The organism is Pseudogulbenkiania sp. MAI-1 (assembly GCF_000527175.1).
GTDB lineage: Bacteria > Pseudomonadota > Gammaproteobacteria > Burkholderiales > Chromobacteriaceae > Pseudogulbenkiania.
In genome coordinates, this window is the sequence record NZ_AZUR01000001.1 from 2,125,057 (window position 1) to 2,141,500 (window position 16,444).

A 16,444-nucleotide genomic window follows, 5' to 3' on the forward strand; every position below is an offset into this window, starting at 1 on the left:
CTCAATCTCCATTCGATCCCCAGTCGCGGCCTTCGCCATCGGGGCCGTGGTTAAACAGTAGCGCGGAGAGCGAGGTTTCGAAGTGCGCTGGGATGTGTGGCTGCAGACTGGGGGTCTCGTCCAGCTTCCTCATCGGATCCTCGTCATTCACCAAGTTGATCGCCACCTGAGTGACCCGGGTCAGGACACCACTCGGTCCGAAGATTTCGTCGCTCGGCACACAGCCTGACGCCATGCCATCCACCAAGCTACGCCAGCGAGTGTCGACGTCGTGCTGGAGGCGCAACTCGTTCTCCATCAATACGCGCAGATAAATCTTGCCGGGCAGCAATTTCCTCTCGTCCAAGTAGGCTTTGTACTCATTCTCCGTGGTGTCCCAGAGCATCACCTTCTTGCCGCCGGTGGTGCGGTCGAAGGGGCGCAGCAGCTGACGCAGCGCCTGCATCGATTCGTTGATCTCGCCGGGCAGCGTCCACACCCTCTCGCCGACTTCAGGCGGCGGAAGCAGCAATTGAGTGTGGTTGAGAATCGCATCGACAACGTAGCTGTAGGCGGCGGCGCGGGCCTCCGGCAGGGCAAAGTCTCGATTGCCGACCGAGTACAGGTCGATGGCGCGATCCACCACGTACAGCACCTTGTCGAGCGCGATCTGCATCAGCACGTCCGGCTTATCGCAGTTACAGCGCATCAGGCAATCGAGCTGGCTTGCCAGAACGCCTCGCTGCAATACCAGCTGAGTGAGCCGCCGCTCGGCTTTGTGCTCCTCGCCAGCGCCGTACAGCCCGTAGAACAGGATCGACGGCCTGGCCACGCGCAGCAGCCGGAATCCGCCAGCCGGCTTGAAGGCGTCGGCGAACAAGCTCAAGGCTTGCAGGAAACTGGCCAGCGGCGGTGACTCCGGCTTCACCAGCCCGCTGCCGATCGCCACCAGCCGGCTGAAGCGGTGCAGGTCGATCTGCGCGGTCGAACCGGCCGCGCGCAACCCCTCGGCTGCACCTTGGCCGGTGCGTTCGATCACCTCGTCCATCACACGCATCAGTTCGTTCTCGGTCAGCAGCGAGCGCAAGTCACCCTGCCCCTGCACCTCCAGGGTGTCGTACAGGCGCCGGTAGGCGTCCAGTCCTCGCGGCCAATCGTTCGGCCCATACGTTTCCTGTGTGGCGCCGACCAGATTGCGCAGGGCGTGCAGCACCGCATCGCGCCGCACCTGCAGCTCGCTGTAAGGCGCCTGCAGCATGAAGCGACCGCCGGCAAGCCCGGTATTGGCCAGCGCCTCGCCCATCAGTACCAGGATCACCGCCGACACTTCGTCCAGACTTTGCGCGAGGTTACGATAGTCGTAGTTCACCGCTGGTGTCAGCGCGCCGATCAACCGCGCCATCCGTGCGTAGTCCGACAGCTGGCGGCGAATCGCAAACGCCTTGTCGCGCTGCTGCGTGTCCATCCCATAGCGCGCCGCCTGGGTCCCCTCGGCCACAGCGCTGCGGATTGACTGCGCCCAACCGGCGAGCTCCGGCTGCACATCCTTCAGCAAATTGCTGTGCGTGAGATGTTCGAGGTCTTGATGAACGTCCTGGACCGCCTGCTGAAGATCGACGCTGGTAGCGGTCGGCGTCGGCAGCGCGGCCGGCGTGCTCAGCTGCACCTGCAAGAACGGCAGCCCGGCCGCTTCCTGCGCAAGGCCGCGAGCACGCGGTTCGCCCTGATAACGTTCGAGCAAGGCACGGGCGACTTGCTCCGGATCGCTCGGGTCGCCGACCTTCAGCTCGCGTCGGATCAGGTTGTCGAGCGCCATCCTCTGGTTGGGCGTTGCGCCGTCCTGGCGGCCGGTAAAAGGTAAGGGTTGGATTGCCATGATCTACCTCGCTTTGCCGAAAGTAGTGCGAATTGAACGTCAAGCCGCCATGCTTGCTGCAACCGGTGAAGCCCGGGAACTCCGCTGCGTTGGCGCAGCCTCGACCAATAGTTCCGTGACTTGGCGCGACAGCCTGCCGGGCTCGACCCGGCCGGAAGCCAGCGCGTAGGTGGCGGCACTGACCGTGAAGCGCGGCGGCAACGCCAGCTGCTCGAAGCGACCGTCCATCATCAAGCGTGCTCCTCGACGAATCGCCGCCTGGTCGTTTCGGCCAAACGGCATCACGTCCACCAGCGCGCGTTGCGCCAGGTTGCGTCGGGTCTGGAACGCGATTTCGTCCACCACGTCCGGAATGGTGCGGTCCATGCTGACGAGCAGCCTGGCCGGCAGTCGGTGGCGGCCGTTCGGCCGATACAGCGTGCCCCACAAGCGCGACAGTCGGTTGGCATCGCGACCAAAGCCGAGCCGACGCAGCATTTCGCACAGGATGAACACCCGCACATAGGCAGTCGGATGCGCTCCGCCCGGCCGGAAGGCCAGCGTGCGCGGGGAGGGGTGGGCCAGAAATTCGGCCATGCCCCAGGCCGCTGCCGGCCCACCGAGCAGGATCGCCGCGAGATCCGCGAAGATCTCCTTGTGCCAGGCCCCATAGATGCGCGCCAGCATCGGATCGCGATGAGTGCCGAACATGCGCCGTACTACCGCCTGGCGATTTTCCTGCCAGATGCCGAGGTCCGCCTGCAGATTGTGCGCTACCTCGTGCAGGAACACCGCCTGCCAAGGCTGATCGCGGTCCCACGGAATGCGGATCAGCGGAAACGGGTTGGGCTCCCCGAGCAGTCGCGACAACTGCACGCCGCGCCGCATGGTGGCAGGCGAATAGCCATGCTCCATGTAGCACACAGGCTTGAGTAGCGGCCCGTCGAAGATGCGCGGAGCCGCCTCACGTACCGCCGTGTAGCAATCGGCGGCGATCGCATCGTGCGCTGCCAACGCGGGGCCGAAGCTGGTGCCGCGTTGGGCAAACACCTCGAAGAACATGCCGAAGGCTCGCCGTGCCCGGTCCAGTTCGCGCTCCACCAGCGCCGCATCGACCAGCACCCGCTCATACGGCGCGGACGCCCAGCTGTCCTGCAGGTCACGATAGCGCCGCTCGACGTTCTCCTCGATCGTCGCCAGCCTCGCGTTGGCCGCCTTGAAGTGGGCGCGCGACGGTGCGTACGGCATGTCCTGCGGACGCAAACCGACGAAAGCGTTGTCGATCCGCGCCAGCCGGCGCAGCCGGGCGCCCAGCCCCAGCACCTTGGCTCTCAGGAAGGCTCGCGTGAGCATGGTGACGTCCCCCGTTTCCCGTCCGGCCCGCCTCAGCGGCTCTGGATGGTGATAGTAACCGGGCCCTGCAACCGGATACGCCGACTACCGGCACCGCAGTGAGGGCAGGCGCCGCTGGTATGGCGATGCCCGGCGGCTACCGGCCCGGCCCGACGAGCACCGGTGGGCGTCAACGGCCGAGCCAGTTGCTGCGCCTGGCGCGGGCTGCGTGCCACGCGTTGCGCGGTAGCTCGCACTGTCTGGCCAATACGACGCGTCGGCACGCGGCGCCGTTGTGCGGCTCGAGCAATACGCGGTACCGCACGTGCTGCCGGAGCGCCCTGGCGGCGCACCAAGGTACGGGTGGCCTGGGTGACGTTACGCACGGCCTGGCGGCGCACTTGGCGCGGCGCCCCGGCCAGATTCGGCATGGTGCGACGGATGGTCAGGCCTGCAATCACCGGCGCGGCGGCGTCGATCGCGTCGTCGTCAAACGAATCCAGCAGTTCGTCGATGGCCTCAAATTCGTCCGCGCCGTCCGCCAGCAGGCGGCCGGCAACGTTGGCAACACGCCCGATCAGTTGTGCCTGCGGCAGTGGAATCATGCTGGCGATCGGACCGACCACGCGGGCGGCGCTGCCAACCGCACGGCCGACTCCGCGCGCGGCGCGCCCGACCCGGCTGGCGATGTTGCGGATACGTCGCAGGAATTCGTCCGAGTCGCCGGCGTCCAGTGCATCGGCCACCAAATCCTCAAAGCTGTCCACGTCGAAGCCGTCACCGGTATCGAACTCGTCGTACTCGTCGAAGCCATCCTCGTCAAACTCGTCGGCTCCGAGCAGCCCACCTAGCGCCTGCGCACCCGCTCCGATCAGGCGGCCCAGAAACTCGTCGTCGCCTTCGTCTGCACCGTCCCATTCATCGAATTCGTCGCCCGCGTCGAATGCACGAGCCGGCCCTTCGGCGGCGTCGAACAAATCGTCCATCAGGTCTTCCGCATACTGGCTCATGGTGTTCTCCTTTCAATCACGAATGCCGCGCGGGTGTGCCCGCTGGCGGCGTCAACGGCTAACGATGCTGATTTCCACCGGACCGTTTATCCGGAAACGGCGTGCATTGCCCGTAGGAGCCGCCGCTAGACTGCCCATACCGCTACCGGCCGGCTGCTGTGCCAGCCGCCGCACCAGCTGCGGCTGTGCCGCCACCTGGCGTCCGACACGCTGCATCAGTGCCGGCACCTGCGCAACCGGCACCTGGCGCTGGCGCGCTACCCGCACCGCACCGCGCGCCACGCGCGGCAGGGCACGTAAGGCACGCGGCCCATGCCGGCTTAACAGCTGGCGAGCGGTGTTGGCCACGCCGCGCACCAAGGCACGCCGTGCCGGCTGCGCCATGCGCGCCACCGCACCACGCCCGAGAGCGCTGGCTGCGGCGCGGGCGGCCAGCCCCACCGCCAGCGGCAACGCCTCGTCGATGCCGTCCTCGACATACAGATCAGCAAACTCGTCGAACGCATCCAGCTCGTCCGCCTGCTGGCCCAGAAGCTGCGACAGCTGTGCCATCAGAAAACCCATCGGGTTGGCCGCGCCTTGCTGGAGTGTTTGTCCAGCTTGCGCCAGCGCACGCGGCGCACGGCGCTGCACCCGGCCCGCCATCCGTCCGACCCCACCGGCCACCGACTGCGCGCGCCGTGCATAGCCCCCGACCTGACGCAAAGTGCCTGCCGCCTGTGGTGCGCCCAGGGCATTGGCAGCCCAGGCCGCCGCATTGGCCATCGAGCCGATGCCACCGGCTGCCTGACCGGCAGCGCGAGCCGCGCCGCGCACCTGCCCAACGGCACGCTGCAAGCCGGGGTTGCGCGCCAGCCGGCTGGCCGCACGCCCGAGCCCACCCAGAATGCGGCCGAGGAACTCGTCGTTGTCCGCGGCGTCGAGCCCATCGGCCAGCTCTTCCTCGAACGCGCTCCAGGCTTCCATGGCGTAGTCGTCTCCCGCGTCGCTGTCGAACTCGTCGCTGAAAGCCGCCTCGGCGAAAGCGTCGTCGTCGAATGCCCTCTCGTCCAAGCCGTCGACCGCACCCATCGCGTCGACCGCCTCGAAGCCTTCCTCCATCGACTCGAAACCGTCTTCCAACGCCTCCGCGACGTCACCCTCGTCCCATTCGTCCTCGGCCGCGTCAGCGCCAAGCGGACGCTCGTCCGACAACCCATCCAGTCCATACGAACCCAGTTGTTCGCTCATGGCGCTCTCCTTCGCATCGTCTGCCCCGCACCGCAGGGCGATGACATTGTCACCTTATGACGCTAGATTGGCGGTCTCAAGTCACACGATACGGGTAATCCGCCCGAGGTAACCGAGTCCGGGTAATCCGGTCGCGCTACCCCGACAGCGGTAGCATGCCCGTGGTAGCTCGCCTGGAGTAGCCGGTTCGAGCGACAGTCACGGAGTAGTTCGTGCGGGCGATGGTGAAAGCCTCCGGTCCGGAACAGACATCGAGCCATGGGCAGGGAGAGGGGAGAGACGGAGACGAAAGCCGTGCGATGGTGCGCCAAGTCTCGCGTGGCGTTACTCGCTCTTTAGAAAAATGGCGAAATCAGCTTCACGCACTCAGGAAGAGTGAGCGTCTATTGCGATGAAGACCGGTAGCCGCGAGTTCCATTTGCTCTCTGTCAAGCGACACGAGGATTTGACCCCCTGGCGACATCTGGAATTGACCCCCAGGGTTAATCAACTAGTTGATGTAATCGGTTCGGCCGCCGCCTTCTGCAGCAGGCCGCTCCGTCGTTTGTCGCGTAGCCGGTAACAATACGGTGCAGCTCACCGTGCCGGATATCTCGGTGAAGTTTGTGCGGGCCGTTGTGCGAACAGCCGGTGTAGGCGCGACGCTGGGCTATGTGTATGTGAAAGGGAGCGACTGATGAAAGCGGGTGAAAGCTATTACCGCGACGAGGCGGGCCGGCTCTGGCTGGCGGAGACGTTTGTTGACGAGGAGGGGGTGACCACCACTACGCAGACCTACGTGGAGGAGGTCGGTGAGAGCCTGTTCAAAGTCTCAGTTGAATACGAGAAGCTCAGGTGATGAGGAAATGCTTCCCAACGTGTAAGGTTGAGAGTGTCATTTAGCGCGCAAATTGGCACCGAAAAGCTGCCGTGTAGTGTGCCAAAAGCTGCGCAAAATAGTGCCAAAACTCGCGCAACGTTACATACGCACGGCGATGACAAAAATCGCGCAACGTTACAGCGTTACACCTAATTTGTACCTGAGTGCCCCGGATATGAAAATGGGTTGCAGCGAAACCGCTGCAACCCATTGATTTGATTGGTGCCGGTGAAAGGAGTCGAACCCTCGACCTTCTGATTACAAGTCAGCTGCTCTACCAACTGAGCTACACCGGCGAGCAATGAATTGTGATGAAAATCACCGCTTTTGGCAAGCCCGGCCGGCTGGTTTATTTATTGCTTTGCCGGCTAGAGGCCTTTTTCTTTATCGTTTTCAACGGCTTTTTACTGATTTGCCGCGCCTTCTTGGTCGATGTCACCTTCCTGGCCGATGCCGCCTTTTTGACTGACGTCGCCTTCTTGGTTGATGTCACTTTCTTGGCCGACGCCACTTTTTTGGACGGAGTGGCAGCCGCCTTCTTGAGGCGCTTTGTCTGCCCATGCTTCCTGACGGCCAGATATGACTTCTTGCCAGCCTTGACGGATGTCACCCCTTTGCGAGCGACAAACATGTGTTGTTTGGTCTTGGAAGCCGTGCGCCGACTCTTGAGCGATATAGCCGCCTTGCGGGAGGCTTTGCTGCGGCTTGCCAGCTGTTTTTTACGCGACGGCTCTGCGCGCGCGGCAGCGGCAGGGCGATCGCTGGCGGGAGCAGCACTGGCCTGTGGCTTTTCCACGCGCGCGGGCAGCGGTGCCGGCGCCACCGGTTTGGGCTGCCTAGCGGGGGGGGCGGCCTGAAAATCGCCGGGCAGAGGCGCATCTTCGAGCTCGGCCTGAGCCGGAACGGAGGTCAGCAAGAAACTGCTTGCCACCAGCAGCAAGGCAAAGTGTTTACATTTCATGTGGTAACTGCTTTTATGCCGAATGTAAGTCCGTCACACGCCAAGTACGCGGATTATGCGGTCAATTATAAATTTTTATATTACCATGCGGCTGCTTGTACAACGAGTGGCTTACTACAAAAGGGAGCTATACCAATGAAACAAACGAGAAGAACCGTGCTGGCAGGCCTGCTTTTGTCGGCTTTTGCCCTGACGGCATGCGGCAAGAAAGCCGAAGCCCCGGCCGAACAGGCCGCCAGCAGTGCACCGGCTCAAGCCACGGCAGAAGTCAAAGAATTCCTGGTGGGCAGCGACGCCAGCTATGCACCGTTCGAATTCCTGAACGACAAGAAGGAAGTCCAAGGCTTCGACATCGACGTTCTGACTGCCGCGGCAGAAAAGGGCGGCTTCAAGGTGAAATTCGTCAACACGCCGTGGGAAGGACTGTTCGCCACTCTCGACCAGGGTGATCGCGACGTGCTGGCCTCCGCCATCACCATCACCGACGAGCGCAAGAAGAGCATGGACTTCTCCGATCCTTACTTCGAGGCTCGCCAGTTGATCGCCATCGGCAAAAACGTCACTGACGTCAAGACCTTCCAGGACCTGAAGAACAAGAAGGTAGCCGTGCAGACTGGCACGACCGGTGACGAGGTGGTGCAGAAGCTGCTGGGCAAGACCAGCCCCAACATCAAGCGTTTCGAGAGCATGCCCCTGGCACTGAAAGAGCTCGAGAATGGCGGCGTGGACGCTGCCGTGGGCGATAACGGCGTGGTCAGCAACTACGTGACCAACAACCCGCAGAACGGCATCACCACCGTCGAAGACACCAAGAGCTTCGCGCCGGAGTACTACGGTTTTGCCGTCAAGAAAGGGAATGCCGAAGCCCTGGCCAAGATCAACGCCGGCCTGAAAGCCATCAAGGAAGATGGCACCTACGACACGATCTACAAGAAATATTTCGCCACGAAATAATCGAGTTGGTGCAGCAAGCCTGGCCGGCCCGCGCCGGCCAGGTGTTTTATGGGGCTGAATTATGGATTTCCGCTGGGAAATGATCACTGAATATCTTCCGCTGTTTGTCGATGGCGTGAAGATGACCTTGCTGATCACGGTCGTGGCCGTTGTTTTTGGCACGCTGATCGGGTTGTTCATGGGGGTGGCGCGCTTGGCCGAAGCCAAACACGGTTTTGCCAAATTCTTCCTGCGCTACTTTGTGCGCCTGCCGGCCACAGCATACGTCACGTTCTTCCGTGGCACCCCCTTGTTCGTGCAGATATTGCTGGTGCATTTTGCCCTGATGCCGATGCTCATCCATCCGGCCGACGGCATCATCCTGAACGGGGACGTCGCACGCGAAATCCGGCAAAACTACGGTGCGTTCATTTCCGGCCTGATGGCGCTCACTCTGAACGCCGGTGCCTACATCACCGAGATTTTCCGTGCCGGCATCCAGTCCATCGACAAGGGCCAGATGGAGGCAGCCCGCTCTCTCGGCCTGAGCTACGGACAGGCGATGAAGGCCGTCATCGTGCCGCAGGCCTTCCGCCGTATGCTGCCGCCGCTGGGCAACGAAGCCATCATGCTGCTCAAGGACAGCTCACTGGTTTCCGCCATCGGCCTGGCCGAACTGGCCTTCGCCGCCCGGACGGTAGCCGGCGTGTATTCCCGCTACTGGGAGCCTTACCTGACCATTTCCTTCCTGTATCTCGGCCTGACCATGCTGATGGCCTGGGGGATTGCGCGGATGGAGAAACGCTTCCAGATCGCGAGCCGCTGAAAAGCAAAAAACGTTTTCTGCCAATGGCCGGGATTCCCGGCCATTTTTGCACTCGCCCCCTTCTTGCCGCCATGCGTCAGAGCCTCCCTCGTGGTAGAATCTGAAGTATTTGCCATCAGAAGAAGATAAGCATTTACCCATGACAGATCAGTTTTTCGCCAAGGAAACGATTCCGATCAGCCTTGAAGAGGAGATGCGTCGTTCCTATCTCGATTACGCCATGAGCGTCATCGTCGGACGAGCCCTTCCTGATGTGCGTGATGGTCTGAAACCAGTACACCGCCGCGTGCTGTTCGCCATGCACGAGCTGTCCAACGACTGGAACCGGGCCTACAAGAAATCGGCCCGTATCGTGGGCGACGTGATCGGTAAATATCACCCGCACGGCGATTCGGCCGTGTACGACACCATCGTCCGTATGGCACAGGATTTCAGCCTGCGCTATCCGTTGATCGACGGTCAGGGTAACTTCGGCTCGGTGGATGGCGACAACGCCGCGGCCATGCGATACACCGAGATCCGCATGGCGCGCATCGCCCATGAGCTGCTGGCGGACATCGAGAAAGAAACTGTCGACTTCGGCCCCAACTACGACGGTTCGGAACAGGAACCGCTGATCCTGCCAGCCAAGATTCCCAACCTGCTGATCAACGGCAGTTCGGGCATCGCCGTGGGCATGGCCACCAACATCCCGCCGCACAACCTCAACGAAGTGGTGGACGGCTGCCTGGCGGTACTGGCCAACAGCGACATCACCATCGACGAGCTGATCGACATCATCCCGGCGCCGGACTTCCCGACCGCCGGCATCATCTACGGCACTGCCGGGGTCAAGGAAGGCTACCGCACCGGGCGTGGCCGCGTGATCATGCGCGCCCGTACCCACTTCGAGGATATCGGCAAAGGCGACCGCCAGGCCATCATCGTCGACGAGCTGCCGTACCAGGTGAACAAGGCCCGCCTGCTCGAGCGCATCGGCGAGCTGGTGCGCGATAAGCAGATCGAGGGTATCTCCGATCTGCGCGACGAGTCGGACAAGTCCGGCATGCGCGTGGTGATCGAACTCAAGCGCGGCGAAATGCCGGAAGTGGTGCTCAACCACCTCTACAAGCTCACCCAACTGCAGGACAGCTTCGGCATCAACATGGTGGCGCTGGTCGACGGCCAGCCGCGCCTCCTGAACCTGAAGCAAATCCTGGAAGAATTCCTGCGCCACCGCCGCGAGGTGGTGACCCGCCGCACCATCTACGAACTGCGCAAGGCGCGCGAACGTGGCCACATCCTCGAAGGCCTGGCCGTCGCGCTGTCCAACGTCGACGAAATCATCGCCCTGATCAAGGCCTCCGAAACCCCGCCGGTCGCCAAGGCCGCCCTCATGGCGCGCGAATGGCGTTCCCCGTTGGTCGAGGAAATGCTGTCCCGCGTGGACCAGGACAAGGCCCGTCCGGAAGGACTGTCGCCCGAATTCGGCCTCAAGGAGCAGGGCTACAAGCTGTCGGAAGCCCAGGCCCAGGCCATTCTGGAACTGCGCCTGCAGCGCCTGACCGGCCTGGAGCAGGACAAGATCGTCGGCGAATACCGCGAGATCATGGAGGTCATCCTCGACCTGATCGACATCCTGGCCCGCCCGGAGCGCATCAACCAGATCATTTCCGACGAACTGAACGCCATCAAGACCCAGTTCGGTGACGCCCGTCGCTCCGAGATCGAGCCGTTCGGCGGCGACATCAACATCGAAGACCTGATCACGCCGCAGGAAATGGTGGTGACCGTTTCGCACAGCGGCTACATCAAGACCCAGCCGGTGGACGACTACCGCTCGCAGCGCCGCGGCGGACGCGGCAAACAGGCGGCCGCCACCAAGGACGACGACTTCATCGAGACGCTGTTCGTGGCCAATACCCACGATTACGTGCTGTGCTTCTCGTCGTTCGGCCGCTGCTACTGGATCAAGGTATACGATCTGCCACAGGGTGGCCGCAACAGCCGCGGCAAGCCCATCGTCAACGTGCTGCCGCTGGCCGAAGGCGAGAAGATCAACGCCATGCTGCCGGTCAAGGAATTCCGGGACGACCAGTACGTCTTCATGTGCACCGCCAACGGCACGGTGAAGAAAACCCCGCTAGTCGACTTCTCCCGCCCGCGCACCGCCGGCATCATCGCGGTCAACCTGGACGAAGGCGACAACCTGATCGGCGTGGCGCTGACCCATGGCGACGACCAGATCATGCTGTTCTCCGACGCCGGCAAGGCCGTGCGCTTCAGCGAGACCGACGTGCGCGCCATGGGCCGCAACGCCACCGGCGTGCGCGGCATGCTGCTGGGCGAAGGCCAGCAGGTGATCTCACTGCTGGTGACCTGCTCCGAAGACCAGATGGTGCTCACCGCCAGCGACGGCGGCTACGGCAAGCGCACCCGCGCCGGCGAGTTCCGCCACACCAGCCGCGGCACCCAGGGCGTGATCGCCATGGACCTGACCGACAAGACCGGCCTCAAGCTGGTGGCGGCGAGCCTGGTCGAGGAAACCGACGACGTGATGCTGATCACCACCGGCGGCGTGCTGATCCGCACCAAGGTTTCCGAAGTGCGCGAAACCGGTCGCTCGGCCCAGGGCGTGCGCCTGATCAACCTCGACGAAGGTGAGAAGCTGATCAGCCTGGTCAAGGTCGCCGAAAGCGAAGACGACGAATCGGAAGACACCGCAGGCGAGGGCGGCGAGGCATGATCGCCACCCCGGTCAACCCCAAGGTGTTCGAGCCGATGGGGCAGCTGTTCGTGTCGCTGCCGCATTGCGTGACGCTCGGCTTCCAATTTCTGGGAGCGGACGGACGCAAGCCGGTACTGAAGGTCGACTGGCGCGAGGACCTGGTCGGCAATCCGGCCACCGGCGTCTTGCACGGCGGCGTCATCACCTCGCTGGTGGACACCACCAGCGCCGTGTCGGTCACCGCCCACCTCGAACGCTTCGAAACCATCGCCACGCTCGACCTGCGCATCGACTACCTGAAAGCGGCCACGCCGGGCAAGGCCATCTACTGCCAGGCCGAATGCTACCGACTGGCGAGCCAGGTCGCCTTCACCCGGGCGGTGTGCTACCACGACACGCCGGACGACCCGATCGCCCATGGCGTCGCCACCTTCATGCGCGAATCGAGCCCCTTGCCGATGCTACAGGAGGGCCAGGCATGAGCGACTTCATGGAGCGGTTCGCCGAGCTGCGCGACCAGAAGCGTTTTCAGGACGTCGTCAACGCCATTCCCTATGCCCGCCTGATGGGCGTGGAGCTGGGGGAGGACGAATCGGGCGAACTGCTGTTCAGCCTGCCATTCCATGAGCGCAACGTGGGCAACACCGTGTTGCCCGCCCTGCACGGCGGCCTGATCGGCGGTTTCCTCGAGAACGCCGCCCTGATCCACCTGATATGGAACCGCGAATCGCTGGAGGCGCCGAAGATCGTCGACTTTTCCCTCGACTATCTGCGCAGCGGCCGCCCCAAAACGCTTTATGCGCGCTGCGAGATCACCAAGCAGGGCAAGCGCGTCGCGCATGTATTGATCGAAGCCTGGCAGGAAGATCGCAGCAAGCCAATTGCCGTCGCCCGGGCGCACTTCCTGCTGACCACCAGCTGACTGAACCGAGATCAAGGACAGACATGGCCAAGGTATACAACTTTTCCGCCGGACCCGCCGTTTTGCCGCACGCCGTATTGGCCGAAGCCCAGAGCGAGATGCTCGACTGGCACGGCTCCGGCATGTGCGTGATGGAAATGAGCCATCGTGGCAAGGAATTCATGGAAATCATCCATGATGCCGAGCACGACCTGCGCGAACTGATGCGGATTCCGAAGAACTACAAGGTGCTGTTCCTGCAGGGCGGGGCATCGTTGCAGTTTTCCATGATTCCGCTCAACCTGCTGGGCGACAAGCAATCCATCGACGTGGTCAACACCGGCCACTGGTCCAAGCTGGCCATCAAGGAAGCCCGGCGCTACGCCAACGTGAATGTCGTGGCCTCCAGCGAAGACCGCAACTTCACCTACGTGCCGGCGGAAGAGACCTGGCAGCGCGACCCGGACGCGGCCTACCTGCACTACACCTCGAACGAAACCATCGGCGGCCTGCAGTTCCCGTTCGTGCCGGCCACGGTCAACGACGTGCCGTTGGTTTGCGACATGTCCTCCGACTTCCTGTCGCGCGAAGTGGACGTCAGCCGGTTCGGCCTGATCTACGCCGGCGCGCAGAAGAACATCGGCCCCTCCGGCCTGACCGTGGTGATCGTGCGCGAAGACCTGCTGGGCAAGGCGCTGCCCAGCACGCCGACCATGCTGAACTACCAGATCCATGCCGACGCCGACTCGATGTACAACACGCCGGCCACCTATCCGATCTACATCGCCGGCCTGGTGTTCAAGTGGCTGAAGGAACTGGGCGGGATCAAGGGCATGGCGGCGCGCAACGACGAGAAGGCCGGCCTGCTGTACCACGCCATCGAAGCCAGCAACGGCTTCTACTATTCGACGGTGGAGGAGCCGTTCCGCTCGAAGATGAACGTGGTGTTCCGCCTCAAGGACGAATCGCTGGAAGACACCTTCCTCAGCGAAGCCAAGAAGAACGGCCTGGTGCAGCTCAAGGGCCACCGCGCGGTCGGCGGCATGCGCGCCTCGATCTACAACGCCATGCCGATCGAGGGCGTCAAGGCCCTGGTGAGCTTCATGATGGATTTCGCCCGCCAGCACAGCAGCTGATTGTTCTCCGTCCCGCAACTCTGAGTTCTCGACCCGCGCCCCCGGCGCGGGTTTTTTGTTGCCGGTGGGCGCTATATGATGACAAGCCGTACACCTCCCACAACAAGACGCCATGAACCCTTCCATTCGCCGACTCCTGATCGCCGGAGGCCTGATCGTTTCCCTCAGCATGGGCATCCGCCACGGCTTCGGCTTCTTCATGCCGCCGATGACCGCCGCTTTCGGCTGGACCCGTGAAGCCTTCGCCCTGGCGCTCGGCCTGCAGAACCTGATCTGGGGCGCGTCGCAACCCTTTGCCGGCGCCCTGGCCGACCGTTATGGCCCAGGCCGGGTGCTGCTGGGCGGAGTCTTGCTGTATGCCGCCGGCCTGCTGTTGATGACCATGTCGTCATCGCCCGGCCTGTTCTCGCTGTCCGCCGGCCTGCTCATCGGACTGGCCTTGTCCGGCACGACCTACAGCGTGATCTTCGGCGTGCTGGGGCGGTGCGTGCCGGCCCACCTGCGCTCGCGGGCCATGGGCATTGCGGCGGCGGCGGGATCGTTCGGCCAGTTCGCCATGGTGCCGATCGAACGCGGCCTGATCGACGGCCTGGGCTGGATTCCGGCGCTACTGATCCTGTCCGCCTCGGCCTTGCTGATGCTGCCGGCCTCCCGCCTGCTGGTACAGCAGGACCAGCACACCCCCGGTCCCGCACACCATGGCCTGCTGCTCAATATGTGGCGCACCTTCCAGAGCGCCTGGCAGGAAAAGGGCTTTCGCCTGCTGACGGCCGGCTATTTCGTGTGCGGCTTCCAGGTGGTGTTCATCGGCGTGCATTTGCCGGCCTACCTGCGTGATCATGGTCTCGGAGGCGGCGTGGCCAGCATGGCGCTGGCGCTGATCGGGCTGTTCAACATCTTCGGCACCATGCTGGCCGGGGAACTGGGCGCTCGCCTGCCCAAGCCTTACTTGCTGGCCGGCATCTATCTGGCGCGCAGCCTGATCATCGTGGCCTTCCTGTGGGCGCCGCTCAGCCCGCTGTCGGTCGGCCTGTTCGCCGCCGCCATCGGTTTCCTCTGGCTGTCGACCGTGCCATTGACTAATGGCGTCATCGCCAGCCAGTTCGGCGTGGCGCACCTGGGCTTGCTGTCCGGCGCCGTGTTCTTCTCGCATCAGATCGGCAGTTTTGCCGGCGTCTGGCTGGGAGGCCTGATCTACGACACCACCGGCAGCTACAACCTGGTATGGGGACTCGCCATCGCCCTGGGCATCGCCGCCGCGCTGGTCAATCTTCCGATCCGCGAAACCGCCGCCAAGGCGTTCGCGCCGCAGGGGGCCTGAGGATGCGAACCTGGCTTGCCGGCGCCGCGCTCGGCGCCGCCTTGCTGCTGGTCACGCTGGCTTATCTCGAGCCGGGTTTCATGGTAGGGTTGTCCAATCTGGTTGTCATGTGTTTTTGAGGCTGACATGCCGGGCCAGGGACGGGTGCTGCGGCCCGGAGGGATGCTGGTCATGGACAATGCCCAGTCCCATCAGGACGAATGCCGGGATTTTGTCGGGCAGGTGCTTGCGACGGACGGCTATCTCGCGGAAACTTACACGATTGGAAAAGGCCAGTTTGTCATACTGAAAGACGGGTAATCGTGTCTGAAGAACTTCTCAAGAAACACCGCGACGCCATCGACGCGATCGACGAATCCATTCTCAAGCTGATCAACGAGCGCGCCAGCCATGCCCGCGAGATCGGCGAGATCAAAGGCGGCGGCGTCATCTATCGCCCCGAACGCGAAGCGCAGGTACTGCGCCGCGTCAAGGAAAACAACCCCGGTCCGCTCCCGGGCGAGTCGGTGGCACGGCTGTTCCGCGAAATCATGTCGGAATGCCTGGCGCTGGAAAAACCCTTATCCATCGCCTACCTCGGACCGGAAGGCACCTTCACCCAACTGGCCGCCATCAAGCACTTCGGCCACGCCGCCCACACCGTGGCCTGCAGTTCCATCGACGAAGCCTTCCGCCTGGTGGAAGCGCGCTCGCTCGACTACGTCGTCGCACCGGTCGAAAACTCCACCGAGGGCGCCGTGGGGCGCACACTGGACCTGATGATCTCCTCGCCGTTGAAGATCTGCGGCGAAGTGGTGCTGCGCATCCATCATCATCTGCTGCGCAAGGAAGAGGGCATGGACGGCATCCGCCGCGTCTACGCCCATGCCCAGGCGCTGGCGCAGTGCCACGAATGGCTCAACAAGAACCTGCCGGCCGATGTCGAGCGCGTCTCGGTGGCGAGCAACGCCGAAGCGGCCCGCCTCGCCAGCGAGGACGCCGGCACGGTCGCCATCGCCGGGCAGGCGGCAGCCGAGCGCTACAACCTGACCAAAGTGGCCGAGAACATCGAGGACGAGCCCAACAACACGACCCGCTTCCTGGTACTGGGACACCAGGACGTGACGCCGTCCGGCAAGGACAAGACCTCGATCATCGTCTCCGCCCCCAACCGCCCCGGAGCGGTGCATTCGCTGCTGGCACCGGTGGCCGACAACGGCGTGTCGATGACCAAGTTCGAGTCGCGCCCCTCCCGTGCCGGCCTGTGGGACTACGTGTTCTTCATCGACATGGAAGGCCATCGCAGCGAGGAACACGTCGCCAAGGCATTGGAAGGGCTGGCCGAACGCACGTCCTTCGTCAAGGTTCTCGGCTCCTATCCGGTTGCCGTTATCTGAACATCGTGGCCGACATGT

The 16,444-nt window shown here is 63.3% G+C and carries 15 protein-coding genes and 1 tRNA gene; 10 read left to right on the forward strand and 6 right to left on the reverse strand.

All coding sequences use genetic code 11. From position 1 onward, the window contains the following. Position 1: 1 nt before the first annotated feature. Genes PSEMAI1_RS0109955 through PSEMAI1_RS0109970 form a run of 4 tightly spaced genes read right to left on the reverse strand, consistent with a single transcriptional unit; the run spans position 2 to position 5,406 of the window. The gene (locus PSEMAI1_RS0109955; RefSeq protein WP_024302733.1) at positions 2-1,855 is read right to left on the reverse strand and encodes a hypothetical protein; all 1,854 of its coding nucleotides are present in this window, start codon (positions 1,853-1,855) and stop codon (positions 2-4) included. A 39-nt stretch (positions 1,856-1,894) separates the two neighbouring features. After that, positions 1,895-3,187, reverse strand: coding sequence for a hypothetical protein (locus tag PSEMAI1_RS0109960; RefSeq protein ID WP_024302734.1), 1,293 nt, complete (start codon positions 3,185-3,187; stop codon positions 1,895-1,897). A gap of 32 nt (positions 3,188-3,219) precedes the next feature. After that, entirely contained in the window at positions 3,220-4,176 is a 957-nt protein-coding gene (locus PSEMAI1_RS0109965) for a hypothetical protein (RefSeq protein ID WP_024302735.1), read from the reverse strand. 51 nt (positions 4,177-4,227) lie between these two features. Next, complete coding sequence (locus PSEMAI1_RS0109970; protein WP_024302736.1) at positions 4,228-5,406, reverse strand: hypothetical protein; 1,179 nt, start codon at positions 5,404-5,406, stop codon at positions 4,228-4,230. 676 nt (positions 5,407-6,082) lie between these two features. Here PSEMAI1_RS0109970 and PSEMAI1_RS21745 point away from each other — a divergent pair. After that, a complete protein-coding gene (locus PSEMAI1_RS21745) occupies positions 6,083-6,244 on the forward strand; it encodes a hypothetical protein (protein ID WP_156943113.1) in 162 nt (53 codons plus the stop codon). Between the two features lie 241 nt (positions 6,245-6,485). On the opposite strand, the gene PSEMAI1_RS0109980 is transcribed toward PSEMAI1_RS21745, so the two are convergent. After that, a tRNA-Thr gene (locus tag PSEMAI1_RS0109980) sits at positions 6,486-6,561 on the reverse strand. 53 nt (positions 6,562-6,614) lie between these two features. Further along, a complete protein-coding gene (locus PSEMAI1_RS21750; protein ID WP_156943114.1) occupies positions 6,615-7,226 on the reverse strand; it encodes a hypothetical protein in 612 nt (203 codons plus the stop codon). 135 nt (positions 7,227-7,361) lie between these two features. Between PSEMAI1_RS21750 and PSEMAI1_RS0109990 the strand changes: the two genes are divergently transcribed. The 9 genes from PSEMAI1_RS0109990 to pheA all read left to right on the forward strand — a co-directional run bounded on the left by PSEMAI1_RS0109990 (position 7,362) and on the right by pheA (position 16,426). After that, positions 7,362-8,180 (forward strand): basic amino acid ABC transporter substrate-binding protein, encoded by an 819-nt coding sequence (locus tag PSEMAI1_RS0109990; RefSeq protein WP_024302738.1) that lies wholly within the window; start codon positions 7,362-7,364, stop codon positions 8,178-8,180. A 61-nt stretch (positions 8,181-8,241) separates the two neighbouring features. Next, entirely contained in the window at positions 8,242-8,985 is a 744-nt protein-coding gene (locus tag PSEMAI1_RS0109995; RefSeq protein WP_024302739.1) for an amino acid ABC transporter permease, read from the forward strand. 139 nt (positions 8,986-9,124) lie between these two features. Then, positions 9,125-11,710, forward strand: a complete 2,586-nt coding sequence (gene gyrA, locus PSEMAI1_RS0110000) for a DNA gyrase subunit A (protein WP_024302740.1) — start codon at positions 9,125-9,127, stop codon at positions 11,708-11,710. Beyond that, complete coding sequence (locus PSEMAI1_RS0110005; RefSeq protein ID WP_024302741.1) at positions 11,707-12,174, forward strand: PaaI family thioesterase; 468 nt, start codon at positions 11,707-11,709, stop codon at positions 12,172-12,174. Before gyrA ends, PSEMAI1_RS0110005 begins: the two co-directional genes overlap by 4 nt. Further along, positions 12,171-12,614, forward strand: a complete 444-nt coding sequence (locus PSEMAI1_RS0110010) for a PaaI family thioesterase (protein WP_024302742.1) — start codon at positions 12,171-12,173, stop codon at positions 12,612-12,614. Before PSEMAI1_RS0110005 ends, PSEMAI1_RS0110010 begins: the two co-directional genes overlap by 4 nt. A gap of 23 nt (positions 12,615-12,637) precedes the next feature. After that, the gene (gene serC, locus PSEMAI1_RS0110015) at positions 12,638-13,729 is read left to right on the forward strand and encodes a 3-phosphoserine/phosphohydroxythreonine transaminase (protein WP_024302743.1); all 1,092 of its coding nucleotides are present in this window, start codon (positions 12,638-12,640) and stop codon (positions 13,727-13,729) included. A gap of 112 nt (positions 13,730-13,841) precedes the next feature. After that, positions 13,842-15,050: an MFS transporter gene (locus PSEMAI1_RS0110020; RefSeq protein WP_024302744.1), complete on the forward strand. Its 1,209-nt coding sequence runs from the start codon at positions 13,842-13,844 to the stop codon at positions 15,048-15,050. A gap of 171 nt (positions 15,051-15,221) precedes the next feature. Next, positions 15,222-15,350 (forward strand): hypothetical protein, encoded by a 129-nt coding sequence (locus PSEMAI1_RS22310; RefSeq protein WP_255327049.1) that lies wholly within the window; start codon positions 15,222-15,224, stop codon positions 15,348-15,350. Positions 15,351-15,352: 2 nt separating this feature from the next. After that, positions 15,353-16,426 (forward strand): prephenate dehydratase, encoded by a 1,074-nt coding sequence (gene pheA, locus PSEMAI1_RS0110035; protein WP_024302745.1) that lies wholly within the window; start codon positions 15,353-15,355, stop codon positions 16,424-16,426. The last annotated feature ends 18 nt before the right edge of the window (positions 16,427-16,444 follow it).